Below are 12,876 nucleotides of genomic sequence, written 5' to 3' on the forward strand. Positions count from 1 at the left end.
AGCTGGTTAAACGCTAGTGCCGGACGTACAGGCGCAGCGTGACGTAACCGGTGATGGCGGAAATCACCACGGACACCGCGAGCAGGATCGGCGCCACCGGGAACAGCAGCTCCAGCGTGGTGATCTTCGGGAACACGTCACCGGTGAACACGGAGTCGAGGAAGCCGGCCTTCGTGATGATCAACATGATGATCCCGATGACCGCACCGAACACGCCGGCGACCACCGCCTCCAGGAGGAACGGCAACTGCGTGTACCACCGCGTCGCGCCGACGAGCCGCATGATGCCGACCTCGGTGCGCCGGGTGAACGCGGACACCTGGATCGTGTTGGCGATCAGCAGCAGCGCCGCGATGGCCATGATGAGCGCGGCGCCGAAGGCCATGTTCCGGACGCCGTTGAAGGCGTTGAACACGCGGTCCAGGAACTTCTTCTGGTCGTCGACCTTCCGCACGCCCGGCTTGGTGCCGTACTCCTGCACGATCGCGTCGCTGCGGTCCGGGTCCTTCAGCTTCACGTGCAGCGACGCGGGCAGCGACTCCGGCCCGGTCAGCTGGATGAGCTCCGGCTGGCTCTCGAAGATCTTCTTGAACCGGTCGAAGGCCTGGTCGCGGTTCTCGAACACGACCGACTCGACACCGTCGTTGCTCTGCAGGGAAGAGCGCAGCGACTGGCACAGCGACTGCGTGCAGTTCTTGTCGGTCGCGCTGATGTCGTCGGTGAGGTAGACGGAAACCTCGACGTCGGCGAGGAAGTTGGACTTCATCTTGTCGATCGTGCGCACGGCCAGGAGACCGCCGCCGAGCATGGCGAGCGACACGGCCGTGGTCAGGATCATCGCGATGGTCATCGTGACGTTCCGGCGCAGGCCGGTGATTACCTCGCTGAAGACGAAACTTGCGCGCATGTCGGGGTCAGGTCCTTGGGGGTCGGGGTGGTTCGGGCGGGGTGGGTCAGCGACCGATGCCGTAGACGCCGCGGGCGTCGTCGCGGATCACCCGGCCGAGCTGCAGCTCGACCACGCGGCGCCGCATGGAGTCCACGATGGAGTGATCGTGGGTGGCCATCAGGACGGTCGTGCCGGTGCGGTTGATCCGCTCCAGCAGCAGCATGATGTCCTGGCTGGTGTCGGGGTCCAGGTTCCCGGTCGGCTCGTCGGCGAGCAGCACCAGCGGCCGGTTCACGAACGCGCGCGCGATCGCGACGCGCTGCTGCTCACCACCGGAGAGCTCGTTGGGCAGCCGGTCGGCCTTGCCGTCGAGGCCGACGAGCTCGAGCACCTCGGGCACGACCTTCTTGATGGTCGGGCCGGGCTTGCCGATGACCTCGAGGGCGAACGCGACGTTCTCCGCGACGGTCTTGTTGGCCAGCAGGCGGAAGTCCTGGAAGACGCAGCCGATGGTCTGCCGCAGGCGGGGGACCCGGCGGCGGGCCAGCTTGGCGACGTCGAAGTTGGACACCATCACGCGGCCCTTGCTCGGCGTCTCTTCGCGCAGCAGCAGCCGGAGGAAGGTCGACTTCCCCGATCCCGAGGGACCGATGAGGAAGACGAACTCACCCTTGTCGATGTCGACGGACACCCGCTCGAGCGCGGGCCGCGTCGAGGTCTTGTAGACCTTGGAAACCTCTTCGAGCCGGATCACGATTCGGCATACTACCCACCGGTCTCGTGAAGCCCCGGTTGCCCGGTCCACCCGGGTGGAGCAAGGGTCGTTTGCGCACGGTGAGCGGTCGGCCGAACACCGCGCGCCGACCGGCCTAGCTGCTCTGCTTCCGCCAGCGGATCCCGGCGTCGAGGAAGCCGTCGATGTCGCCGTCGAGCACCGCGGTCGGGTTGCCCACCTCGAACTCGGTCCGCAGGTCCTTCACCATCTGGTACGGGTGCAGCACGTAGGAGCGCATCTGGTTGCCCCAGCTGGAGCCGCCGTCCTTGAGCGCGTCCATCTCCTTGCGCTCCTCCTCCTTCTTGCGCTGCAGCAGCCGCGCCTGGAGGACCTTCATCGCGGCCGCCTTGTTCTGCAGCTGCGACTTCTCGTTCTGGCAGGAGACGACGATGTTCGTCGGGATGTGCGTGATGCGCACCGCACTGTCGGTCGTGTTGACGCTCTGGCCACCGGGGCCCGACGAGCGGTAGACGTCGACCCGGATGTCCTTTTCCGGGATGTCGACGTGGTCGACCTCTTCGACCTCGGGCAGCACCTCGACGTGCGCGAACGACGTCTGGCGGCGGCTCTGGTTGTCGAACGGCGAGATCCGGACGAGCCGGTGGGTGCCCTGCTCGACCGAGAGGGTGCCGTAGACGTAGGGGGCGCTCACCTTGAACGTCGCCGACTTGATCCCCGCCTCTTCGGCGTAGGAGATGTCGTAGACGTCGGTAGGGTAGCCGTGGCGCTCCGCCCAGCGCAGGTACATGCGGAGCAGCATCTCGGCGAAGTCGGCCGCGTCGACGCCGCCGGCCTCGGAGCGGATGGTGACGACGGCGTTGCGGTCGTCGTACTCGCCCGAGAGCAGGGTGCGGACCTCGAGGCCGTCGATGGCCTTGCCGAGGTCGGCGAGTTCGGTCTCGGCCTCGCCCATGCTGCCGGAGTCGCCCTCGGCCTCGGCGAGCTCGTACAGCACGCCCAGGTCGTCGAGCCGCTGGCGCAGGTCGGAGACCCGGCGCAGCTCGCCCTGCCGGTGGGACAGCTGGCTGGTGACCTTCTGCGCCGCCTCCGGGTCGTCCCAGAGCGTCGGGCTCGAAGCCTGCTGCTCCAGGTCGGCCACCTGGGCACGCAGCGCATCCAGGTCCATCACCGACTCGATCTGCGTCAGCTTGCCGGCCAGGTCCTTCAGTGCCGCGTCGAACTCATCACTCACGTTTGTCAAGGTTACGGCAAAACCCACGACCGGTTGCGAGGACCGGTCGTGGGTGCGCGAACCTCAGGCCGCGGGAATGGCGTCGAGCAGCTTCAGCGCGGCCTTGGCCTGCGCTTGGGCGAACTCGGCCACGGCCTTCTCGTACGGCCCGTCGGCCGCCTTGGTGGCCGCCTTCGCGTCGTCGAGCTGCTGGCCGTAGCTGGCGCGGGCGGCCTCGAGCAGCGTCTGGCGCTGCTTGGCCGTCAGCGACCCCGCGTGCACGAGCCGCAGGATGAGCGGGCTGCGCAGGTGGTCGGGGCCGGCCTCGGAGGTCAGCCAGGCCTTGAAGGCCTTCTTGCCGGCGGCGGTGATCAGGTACTGCTGACTGGAGCGCGGGCCCTGCTTGCCGAGCCGGACGAGGCCTTCCTTGGACAGCGCCGGGAGCTCCCGGTACACCTGGCTGCGGGTGACGCTGAAGAAGGCGCCGAAACGCTCACCCGCTCCCGCGACGAGCTGCCCGCCGGTGGCGGGACCGTCGTGGAGCAGACCGAGCAGGGCGGCGGCTGTTGCATTCAATTCGGACACGCCCCCTAGATTCCCACTTATCGGCCGCTGTGTCCACAGTGGTCAGCGGATCTGTCCATTGTGGCTAGTGAGATCCCCTCGTTCGGCCCAATGCGACCAGGTCCACTGTGGACCCCGGACACGCTGCGCAACCACGGTGGCCACGCATTGGTCCGACCAGCCGCACGGGAACGGCCCCGGCACCTCCAGGCAGGTGAGTCCGGCGGGCGGCGCTCCCCGGCTTGGCCGACTCCGGACACACAGGGCAACCACCCGCGAACGGGTTCACATCGTGGGATCCGCAGTGGTTCGACGAATTCACGGAAAAGTCGGCACCGAAAACCGTACGGACATGACAAAAGAGGCGCGTTCCCCGATTTTTCAGGGAACGCGCCTCTTGGTGGTAGCGGGGACAGGATTTGAACCTGCGACCTCTGGGTTATGAGCCCAGCGAGCTACCGAGCTGCTCCACCCCGCGCCGTTGTGGTACTTGAATAGATTACACGCTGCTTCCACCCCGTTTACGGCGGGGTCCCCCAAGCGGCTGACCAGGCGTTACGCCACTTCGAGCTCCCCGCGGTGCTCCGATGAGGACGATCTCGAGGCCATCCTCGAACCGCGCACCGTGCTCGACGGCGTCCCACTCCCCCCACCGGCCCGTACGGTCGCCGGTCCTCGGCGGAGCCCCGGTACGTCCGGGTCGCCATCTCGTCGAGCGTCCTGCCTGGTCAGAGCCTTTTGCCTCCGTCCCCCTCGCCGTGCTCAGCCGGGCCGGGCGGAAGGCGGTCGTGCACGACCGTCGCGGACGGGCACCTCGCGATGATCCCGGCACCCCTACCAGGTGGACATCCCCCAGGCCCAGGCCGCACTGGAGCGCCTGGCCGAGCAGGTCACAACGGTCAGCCGACCGGTTCAGGCGGTCCACGAGCGCTTCGGCGCGGCGCAAGCCCGCCTCCCGACTTCCCGCTGACCAGCGGCTCAGTGAGCGACGGCTTCCACAGTGGAAGATTCGTCCTGCTGACGACGCCCCAGCGGCAACCGTCCCACCCGGACGTCAGGATGAAGCGAGCGAACGCACTCCCCTGACCCACCCGACAAGCCCGCCGGTCCACCCGCACGGTCACCACGGACGGCCGCGGGCTCACCACGAAGGCAACCACCCGCAGGGGGTCCAGGGCGGCGAAGCCCCCTGGCGGGGGTCCGGGGGTTCGACCCCCGGGGCAAATGCGAAGGAGGCGCGGCCCGCGATTTCCGCGAGCACACGCCTCCCACATCCGTAGCGGGGACAGGATTTGAACCTGCGACCTCTGGGTTATGAGCCCAGCGAGCTACCGAGCTGCTCCACCCCGCGTCGTGACACCTACCTTACGCCCTGGTTTCCGACGGGTGCAAAGCAGGTGCCTCGAAGGTAAGTGACGTCACCCGCCAGGCTGGGTGCTGGACGGCGGGGCACCGCTGCTCGGCGCCGCGGCCTTGGCGGATTCGTATTCCTTGGCCGCCGCGTCCAGGGCCGCCAGCGCCGCGCCCTGGTCGCTGAAGTTGCCCGACTGCTGCGCCGCCCGGAGCTTGGCGATGGCCGACTGGATGTCGGTCACGGCCTTGTCGAGCGCCGCGTTGCCGCCGCCCGTGTTGGGTGGCGTCGTGGTCGGGGTGGTGGTGGGTGTCGTCGGCGGCGTCGTGGTGGGCTGGCCCGCCTGGGGTGGTGTGGTCGTCGCCTCGCCGGTGCCGGCGCCGAAGATCTGGTCGAGGGCTTCCTGCAGCGTCGCGCCGTAGCCGACCTTCGGCCCGTACGAGACGAGGACGCGGGCCAGCTGCGGGTAGCTGTTCTGGTTGCGCTGCCGGATGTACACGGGCTCGACGTACAGGAAGCCCTGGGCGACCGGCAGCGTGATCAGGTTGCCGTAGATCGGGATGACGTTGGGGTTGTTGAACAGCGTCCGGTCCTGCGCCACCCGTGGATCGCTCTGGAACCGGTTCTGGACCTGGACCGGGCCGTCGACCTGCGTGGCTCCGGTGGCCGCGCTGGGTAGCTGGAGGACGCGGATCTTCCCGTAGTCGTTCGGGTCGGACGAGACCGACATCCAGGACGCGAGGTACTGCCGTTGCAGGCCGGTGAGCGAGCTGGTCAGCTGGAACGTCGGTTTGCTCTGGCCGGGCGTGTCCGCGAGGACGTAGTAGCCGGGCTGGTTGGCCGCGCCGGCCGCCGCCGGGTTCGAGCCGCCCTCGGCCGTCGGGTCCTGCGGGACGCTCCAGAACGCCTGCTGCGAGTAGAACTCCTGCGGGTTGCTGACGTGGTAGCGCGACAGCAGCTCACGCTGGATCTTGAAGAGGTCCTCCGGGTAGCGGAAGTGCGCCCGCAGGTCCGGGGAGATGTCGGAGCTCGGCTTCACCAGCCCGGGGAAGACCTTCTCCCACGCGTTGAGGACGGGTTCCTTGTCGTCGATCGAGTACAGGGTCACGGTGCCGTTGAAGGCGTCGACGGTGGCCTTGACCGAGTTCCGGATGTAGTTGATCGAGCTGTTCGCCTGCCGCGCGACGCCGTTGAGCGAGTCGTTGGTCGCCGCGCCGAGCTGGGTCTGCTGCGAATACGGGAAGTTGTTGATCGTCGTGTAGCCGTCGATGATCCACTGGATCTTGCCGTCGACGACCGCGGGGTACGGGTCGCCGTCGAGGGTCAGCCACGGTGCGACCTTGCTGACGCGCTCGCGCGGGTCGCGGTTGTACATGATCTTCGAGTTGTCGCCGATGGCGTCGGAGAACAGGATGTTGCGTTCGCCGTACTCGGCCGCGAAGGCGAGGCGGTTGAACCAGTTGTCGACCGAGACGCCACCGCTGCCCTTGTAGGTGTAGCGGTCGGTGGTGGTGTCGTACTCGCCGGGCGCGTTGCCGGAGGTGCCGCCGACGATCGCGTAGTCGGAGTCCGCGGCGGACAGTTCCCCGTAGTAGATCCGGGGTTCCTTGACCTCGATGCCCGGCTGGTTCGGGCCGGGCGAACCGGCCCCCGTCGGGTTCTGGGTGTCGCTCGTGGTCGCGATCGGGTAGCCGCCGTCGGAGTTGGCGTCCTTCACCGCGCGGTCGATCGTGTTCGCGGGCGCGGCCACGAAGCCGTTGCCGTGCGTGTAGACGAGGTGCTTGTTGATCCAGCTGGTCTGGTTGCCGGTCAGGCCCTCGGTCTTGATCTCCTTCGCGGCGACGATGTAGTCCTGCGTGACGCCGCCGACGGTGTAGCGGTCGATGTCCAGCTTGGCCGGGAAGCCGTAGAAGTTCTCGCGGCCGACGCGCTGGGTGAAGGTGTCGGAGAGGATGTTCGGGTCGAGCAGCCGGATGTTCGACATCGTCCCGGTGTCGGCCTTCAGCTGGTCCGGCGTGGCGGACGAAGCCCCGTTGTACGGCTGGTACTGGACGTCCGTGAGCCCGAAGGCCCGGCGGGTGGCGTCCATGTTCCGCTGGATCGACGTGGCTTCCTTCTCGTTCGCGTTCGGCTTGACCGAGAACTGGTCGAGGATCGCGGGCCACGCGACGCCGACGAGGATGCTCGAGAGGATCAGCAGCACGAGCGCGATCGCCGGCAGCTGCAGGTTGCGCAGGAAGGCCCCGGCGAAGAACGCGATCGCGCAGATCACCGAGATGCACAACAGGATCAGCTTCGCCGGCAGGACCGCGTTCAGGTCGGTGTAGGTCGCGCCGATGAACAGCGGCTGGCCGCGGTCGGACAGCAGCAGGTTGTACCGGTCGACGAAGTACTCGGCCGCCTTCAAGAGCACGAAGATGCCGACGGTGATGGCGAGCTGCGCGCGCGTCGGGCCGGCGAGCTGGCCGCCCTTGCCCGCCAGCCGGATGCCGCCGAAGACGTAGTGCGCGATCAGGGCGCCGAAGAAGGAGATGACGACCGTGATGAACAGCCAGCCGAGGAGCCAGTTCAGGAACGGCAGGTCGAAGGCGTAGAAGCCGACGTCGTTGCCGAACTCGGGATCGGTCTGGCCGAACGACGTGCCGTTGAGGAACAGCTGCACGACCTGCCAGTCGCCCTGGGCGGACAGGCCGGCGATGAGGCCGGTCAGCGTCGGGATGCCGATGCCGAAGAGGCGGATCCGGGCGACGATCGCGGACCGGTAGCGGGCCAGCGGGTCGTCGGCGCCGGAGATCGGCACGAACACCGGGCGCGTCCGGTAGGCGATCATCAGGCTGACCGCGAGCGCCCCGCCCACGAGCAGCCCGACGGCGAAGAAGAGCACGATGCGAGTCACCACCTGGGTGGTGAACACCGAACGCGCACCGACCTCGCCGTACCACAGCCAGTCGACGTAGGTGTCGAGCAAGCGGGCCCCGAGCAGGAGCGCCAGCACGATCACCGCGGCGATGATGAGGAGGATCCGGCTCCGCCGGGACAGCTTCGGCAGGCTCACCGGGGGCCGACTCGCCACGGCACACGCTCCTGTCTTCGTCAGCACTCGAGCAGGGGCGCACGCGCCCCCTGATTCCCTAACTCTACGGATGCCGGGTGAAGTTCCCGGGACCCGCCCAAACCGGACTCGCGGCGGCGTCGCGCGGACCCGCCTGCCACGATGTGCGCATGGAACCGCAGCAGGCCGGCGTGGCCGCTCTCGCCCGCGAGATCGAGGACTTCATGGCCGCGGCCGGCTGGGACCAGCCGCCGCAGCTGTTCGCGCTGGTGCCGACGGCGGCGCTGCTGGACGAGCAGCCGGAGCTGGCCGGGCAGCTGGACCGCGCGAACCCGCTGACGCCGGTGGCGCAGGAGGCCCTGCCCGAGGGTGACCTCGCCGAGGCACTGGCTCGGATCGCGTGGCCCGATCTGGTGATCGGGTGCGCGCTGGCGCAGGAGATCATCGTGCTGCCGCCGGGGTCGGAGTCGGAACTGCCGGACGTCGCGGAAGCCGACGCGGAGAGCCTGCGGCGCGCGGCCGCCGACCACCCGCAGCGGACGGAGGCCCGGCTGGTGGCCGCGGTCCTGCGCGACGGCGACGGCGCGTGCGTGATGCGGCTGCGCGGGACCGGGGCCGAGGAGCCGGTCGACGAAATCATCGAAAGCCCGGACCTCGCACCGAACCTCGTCGAAGCGCTCAAGGCGACCCTGCTGCCCTAGCAGGACGCCGTCGGCCGCCCGGCCTTCAGGTTGGCCAGCTGCGTGAGCGCGTCGTCCAGTGTGGACACCTTGATGAGGTTGAGCCCGTCGGGCGCGCTCGTCTTGGCTTCGGCGCAGTTGTGCTCGGGCACCAGGAAGTCGGTGGCGCCGGCTTCGCGCGCGCCGACGACCTTGAACGAGATCCCGCCGATCGGGTCGACCTCGCCGGTCTCGGTGATCTCGCCGGTGCCGGCGATGTGCCGCCCGCCCGCGATGTCGTCGCCCTTGAGCCGGTCGATGATCGCGAGGGTGAACATCAGCCCGGCCGACGGGCCGCCGACGTCCTGCAGCGAGATGTTGACGTTGAAGGGCGCCTCGGCGCGGTCGGTCGCGGTGAGCCCGATGAAGCCCTCCTTGCGGTCCGAACGCGCGGCGAGCGTGAGCGGCACGGTCCGCTCGGGCTGGCCGTCCGCCTGGAAGGTGATCTGCACGGTCTGGCCCGGCTGCGTGCCGGCCAGCGCGGCCCGGACGTCGGCGGCCTCGGCGATCTTCTTGCCGTTCACCGTGATCAGCCGGTCGCCCGGGGAGAGCACGTGGTCGGCCGGGCTGCCGGAGACGATCTGCTTCGCCAGCACCTTGATCGGGTAGCCCAGCTTGCGCAGGGCGGCGACCTGGGCGTTGGACTGCGAGTCCTGCAGCTGCTGGATGTTCTCCTGCTTGACCTGCTCGTTCGTCTCGCCCGGCTTGAAGTACTCCTCGCGCGGCGCGAGCGCGTAGCGGCCGCTGGCCCAGAAGCCGAGGCCCTGGAAGAGGGTGACGCCGTCGTGCAGCGAGACGGTCGTCATCCGCAGCTCGCCCGTCGTCGGGTGGGTTTCGTGGCCGGTCACCTGGATGACGGGGTTGCCCGCGGCGTCGCGACCCAGCGTGTCGTAGGTCGGGCCGGGGCTGATGGCCACGAACGGCACCGGCACGACCAGGCCCAGCACTACGAAGACGACGAAGAGCGTGCCGCTGACCACCAGCGTCCAGCCGCGGCGGGTCATCCGCCGGGACTCACCGGCGGGCTCGGCGCCGGGGTCCGGGCTGCTCTTCGCGGGCGCGGTCTGCTCGGAGGACTTGGTCACGCCCGACAGCGTACGGTGACCGCGTTCGCTTCTCGGTGAAGGCCACGCACACGACGCGCTGGAGCCTTCCCGACCCGCGTACGGTGGACACATGAGCAAACCCCCGTTCGGCTTCGGACCTTCCGATCCCGACAAACGAGGTGAGAACGACCCCTCGGAAGGCGGGCAGCAGTCCGGCGCCGAGGCCTTCAACCAGCTCGGGCAGATGCTGAGCCAGCTGGGCCAGATGCTCAGCCAGGCCGGCAGCTCCAGCGGGCCGGTGAACTACGACCTCGCCAAGCAGATCGCCCTGCAGAACCTCGGCAGCGCCGGCAACACCGGCGAGAGCCACCTCGGCTTCCGCGGCGGCGACGACTCGAACGCCGCCGTGCGCGACGCCGCCCACCTGGCCGAGCTGTGGCTCGACCCGGCGACGATCCTGCCGGCCGGCGCGACGTCGGCGGTGGCCTGGTCGCCGCGCACCTGGGTCGAGAAGACGCTGCCGACGTGGCAGCGGCTCTGCGACCCGGTCGCGCAGCAGATCTCGGGCGCCTGGATGCAGGCGCTGCCGGAGGAGGCCAAGCAGGCCGCCGGCCCGCTGCTGCAGATGATGGGGCAGATGGGCGGCATGGCGTTCGGCTCCCAGCTCGGCGGCGCGCTGGCCCAGCTCGCGCAGGAGATGCTGACCGCGTCGGAGATCGGCCTGCCGCTGGCCCCGGCCGGGACGTCGGCGCTGCTGCCGGCGAACATCGAGAAGTTCGCCGAGGGCCTGGAACTGCCGAACAGTGAGATCCTGGTGTTCCTGGCCGCGCGCGAAGCCGCGCACCAGCGCCTGTTCACGCACGTGCCGTGGCTGCGCCAGCGGCTGCTGGCGACGGTCGAGGAGTTCGCCCGCGGCATCACGGTGGACACGTCCGCGCTCGAGTCCCTGGCCGGCCGGATCGACCCCGCCAACCCGGCGAGCATCGAAGAGGCGATGTCCTCGGGCCTGCTCGAGCCCCAGACGACGGACGAGCAGAAGGCCGCACTGAACCGCCTGGAGACGCTGCTCGCCCTGGTCGAGGGCTGGGTCGACGTCGTGGTGGCGGAGGCGGTCGGCGACCGCTTGCCGGGCGCGGACGCCCTGCGCGAAACACTGCGCCGCCGCCGTGCGACGGGCGGCCCGGCCGAGCAGACGTTCGCCACGCTGGTCGGCCTGGAGCTGCGCCCGCGCCGCATGCGGGCCGCGTCGGCCCTGTGGAAGCTGGTGGGCGACCGCCACGGCCTGGAGAAGCGCGACGGCCTCTGGTCCCACCCGGACCTGATGCCGACGGCGGAGGACCTGGACGAGCCGATCGACTTCGCGGAGCGGGTGGGGGCCGCTGATTCGCTCGACGGTCTGGACCCGATCGCCGAACTGGAGCGCACCGAGCAGGCCGAGCGCTCGGCTTCGGAGTCCTCGGAGTCCTCGGCGTCCTCGGCGTCCTCGGAAGCTTCCGACGCTTCGGACGAGAAGGGCAAGGACACCCCGCCCGAGGAGGGCGAGACCCGGGCGTAAGCCTCAAGCCCCGTCTTCCGGAGAGCCGGTGATCCGCACGCGGGCCACCGGCTCTTCGCTGTCCGGGGAAAGTTCGGCTTCCGGCGAACGCGACCGGGGCGGCCCGCAAGCCACCCCGGCCAGCTCACCCGCTCAGTCCTCGGCCTCGATCCCCCAGCCCGCGGCGGCCGACAGCCCCTCCAGGTAGCCCATCGCCCGCTCGGTCTTCGGGTACCGCCGCACCAGCGTCCAGAACGCCGCGTCGTGCCCGGGCTCGCGCAGGTGTGCCAGCTCGTGCACCAGCACGTAGTCCAGCACCCACGGAGGGACCTTGCGCAGCCGGTCGCTGACCCGGATGGTCGCGTCGACCGGCGTGCAGGACGCCCACCGCGTGCGCATCGGCGGCACCCAGCGGACGCTCGCCGGCACCGCGGTGCCGCCCAGGTACTTGCCCGACAGCACTGCGCAGCGCGCCAGCAGGGCTTCGTCCGACGTCTTCGGGGACGCCGGCCGACGTGGTTCCGAGCGCTGCAGTTTGCGCTCCATCTCCGCGACCCAGTGTTTCTCCTCCGCCCTGGTCATCCGCGCCGGGATGAGCACGACGAGCGTGTCGTCTTTCCAGTACGCGGTGACCGTCCGGTGCCGGCGCTGGCTGCGCCGCACTTCGACCTTGTGTCCGGGTGTGTCCGACGGGGGGTTCGTCTCCCCCGGGCCTCTCAGCGAGGGCATGCGTGCTTCGACCACCCGACAACGGTAAGGCCAGGCACCGACAATCCAGAGCGCATTGAGGTCACAGCCCCGAGTTGTCCACAGGCTTTCCCGGTTGTGGACAACTCGGCCGTTCCGGCGTCTTCACGGGCTCGGCGGACGGGACCGGGTGTCATTCTTCGGGCATGTTCCTCTCCGCCGCGGACATGCCACCGGTCCTCCTGCCCACCCATCCCGCCCTGCTCCCGGGCCTGGTCGTGCTCGACCGCGGCTCGCGCGAGATCCAGATCGGCCTCGACCCGCGCCACGGCGTGATCGTCGAAGGCCTGCCGGCCGGCCTGGTCGATCGGCTGCGTGCCCTCGACGGCAGCAAGCCCGTCGAACGGCTCTTGCTCGCCGAGAGCGAACACCGCGACCAGTTTCGGACGCTGCTCCGGCAGCTGACCGCGCTCGGCCTGGTCACCGACGCCGGCCGGCCCGACGGCCCCGGTCTGCGCGGCGAAACCGGGCTCTGGTCGCTTCGGGCGCGCCACCACCAGACCGCCCTGACCGACCGGCGCCGCGCCACCGCGGTCACCGTGCACGGCGACGGCCGGGTGGCCGTCGCGGCCGCCGTGCTGCTGGCCAACGCCGGGATCGGGCACGTCGAGCTGCAGCTGCCCGGCACGGTGACCGAGCACGACCTCGGCACCGGCTTTACCGAGGCCGACCTGGGCCGGCCGCGGCGGCAGGCCCTCGGCGACCTGCTCCGCCGCGTCGACCCCGAGGTCCGCGTCACGCGGCTGCACGACCGGTACCCGGAGCTCGCCCTGCTCACCGACGCCGTCGTGCCGGCCCCGGAAGTCGTCGCCGAGCTGATGGAGGACGGCGTCCCGCACCTGCCCGTGCGCGTCCGCGACGGCACCGGCATCGTCGGCCCGCTGGTCATGCCGGGCCGCAGCTCGTGCCTGCGCTGCGCCGACCTGCACCGGATTGTGTCCGCTTAATGGCCGTGTCTAGTTAACCGGTCTTTCTCCGATTCCCGGCGCCTTTATCCGCTGCGGTTCGCCGTGTCTTGAAAGTGAGTG

10 protein-coding genes and 2 tRNA genes are annotated in these 12,876 nt (G+C 69.7%); 3 read left to right on the forward strand and 9 right to left on the reverse strand.

Going from position 1 to position 12,876, the window contains the following annotated elements; all coding sequences use genetic code 11:
* Nucleotides 1-13: 13 nt before the first annotated feature.
* The 7 genes from ftsX to ACWEN0_RS32440 all read right to left on the reverse strand — a co-directional run bounded on the left by ftsX (nt 14) and on the right by ACWEN0_RS32440 (nt 7,805).
* On the reverse strand, nt 14-907 hold the full coding sequence (ftsX, locus tag ACWEN0_RS32410; protein ID WP_451982217.1) for a permease-like cell division protein FtsX: 894 nt from the start codon (nt 905-907) through the stop codon (nt 14-16).
* Nucleotides 908-953: 46 nt separating this feature from the next.
* Nucleotides 954-1,643: a cell division ATP-binding protein FtsE gene (ftsE, locus tag ACWEN0_RS32415; RefSeq protein WP_451982220.1), complete on the reverse strand. Its 690-nt coding sequence runs from the start codon at nt 1,641-1,643 to the stop codon at nt 954-956.
* Between the two features lie 115 nt (nt 1,644-1,758).
* Nucleotides 1,759-2,856, reverse strand: a complete 1,098-nt coding sequence (gene prfB, locus ACWEN0_RS32420; protein ID WP_451982223.1) for a peptide chain release factor 2 — start codon at nt 2,854-2,856, stop codon at nt 1,759-1,761.
* A gap of 63 nt (nt 2,857-2,919) precedes the next feature.
* Entirely contained in the window at nt 2,920-3,420 is a 501-nt protein-coding gene (locus ACWEN0_RS32425) for a PadR family transcriptional regulator (RefSeq protein WP_451982226.1), read from the reverse strand.
* 380 nt (nt 3,421-3,800) lie between these two features.
* Nucleotides 3,801-3,877 (reverse strand) — tRNA-Met (locus ACWEN0_RS32430).
* Between the two features lie 799 nt (nt 3,878-4,676).
* Nucleotides 4,677-4,750, reverse strand: a tRNA-Met gene (locus tag ACWEN0_RS32435).
* Between the two features lie 67 nt (nt 4,751-4,817).
* Nucleotides 4,818-7,805 carry a UPF0182 family protein gene (locus tag ACWEN0_RS32440; RefSeq protein WP_451982262.1) on the reverse strand — a complete coding sequence of 996 codons (2,988 nt, stop codon included), beginning with the start codon at nt 7,803-7,805 and terminating at the stop codon, nt 4,818-4,820.
* 167 nt (nt 7,806-7,972) lie between these two features.
* Between ACWEN0_RS32440 and ACWEN0_RS32445 the strand changes: the two genes are divergently transcribed.
* On the forward strand, nt 7,973-8,503 hold the full coding sequence (locus tag ACWEN0_RS32445) for a PPA1309 family protein (RefSeq protein WP_451982229.1): 531 nt from the start codon (nt 7,973-7,975) through the stop codon (nt 8,501-8,503).
* Here ACWEN0_RS32445 and ACWEN0_RS32450 read toward each other — a convergent pair.
* Nucleotides 8,500-9,504, reverse strand: a complete 1,005-nt coding sequence (locus ACWEN0_RS32450) for a YlbL family protein (protein WP_451982265.1) — start codon at nt 9,502-9,504, stop codon at nt 8,500-8,502. The two genes, ACWEN0_RS32445 and ACWEN0_RS32450, sit on opposite strands and share 4 nt — an antisense overlap.
* Before the next feature lie 193 nt (nt 9,505-9,697).
* On the opposite strand from ACWEN0_RS32450, the gene ACWEN0_RS32455 reads away from it, so the two are divergent.
* Nucleotides 9,698-11,122 (forward strand): zinc-dependent metalloprotease, encoded by a 1,425-nt coding sequence (locus ACWEN0_RS32455; protein WP_451982232.1) that lies wholly within the window; start codon nt 9,698-9,700, stop codon nt 11,120-11,122.
* Between the two features lie 132 nt (nt 11,123-11,254).
* On the opposite strand, the gene ACWEN0_RS32460 is transcribed toward ACWEN0_RS32455, so the two are convergent.
* Nucleotides 11,255-11,764 (reverse strand): M48 metallopeptidase family protein, encoded by a 510-nt coding sequence (locus tag ACWEN0_RS32460; protein ID WP_451982235.1) that lies wholly within the window; start codon nt 11,762-11,764, stop codon nt 11,255-11,257.
* Nucleotides 11,765-11,994: 230 nt separating this feature from the next.
* On the opposite strand from ACWEN0_RS32460, the gene ACWEN0_RS32465 reads away from it, so the two are divergent.
* A complete protein-coding gene (locus tag ACWEN0_RS32465) occupies nt 11,995-12,795 on the forward strand; it encodes a ThiF family adenylyltransferase (protein ID WP_451982238.1) in 801 nt (266 codons plus the stop codon).
* The last annotated feature ends 81 nt before the right edge of the window (nt 12,796-12,876 follow it).

It is taken from the genome of Amycolatopsis sp. NPDC004378 (genome assembly GCF_053602455.1).

Bases quoted from the DNA above. Each gene is read 5' to 3' on its own strand.
- ACWEN0_RS32445 (WP_451982229.1), top strand. From the start codon at position 7,973: ATGGAACCGCAGCAGGCCGGCGTGGCCGCTCTCGCCCGCGAGATCGAG.
- ftsX (WP_451982217.1), bottom strand. From the start codon at position 907: ATGCGCGCAAGTTTCGTCTTCAGCGAGGTAATCACCGGCCTGCGCCGG.
- ACWEN0_RS32465 (WP_451982238.1), top strand. From the start codon at position 11,995: ATGTTCCTCTCCGCCGCGGACATGCCACCGGTCCTCCTGCCCACCCAT.
- ACWEN0_RS32455 (WP_451982232.1), top strand. From the start codon at position 9,698: ATGAGCAAACCCCCGTTCGGCTTCGGACCTTCCGATCCCGACAAACGA.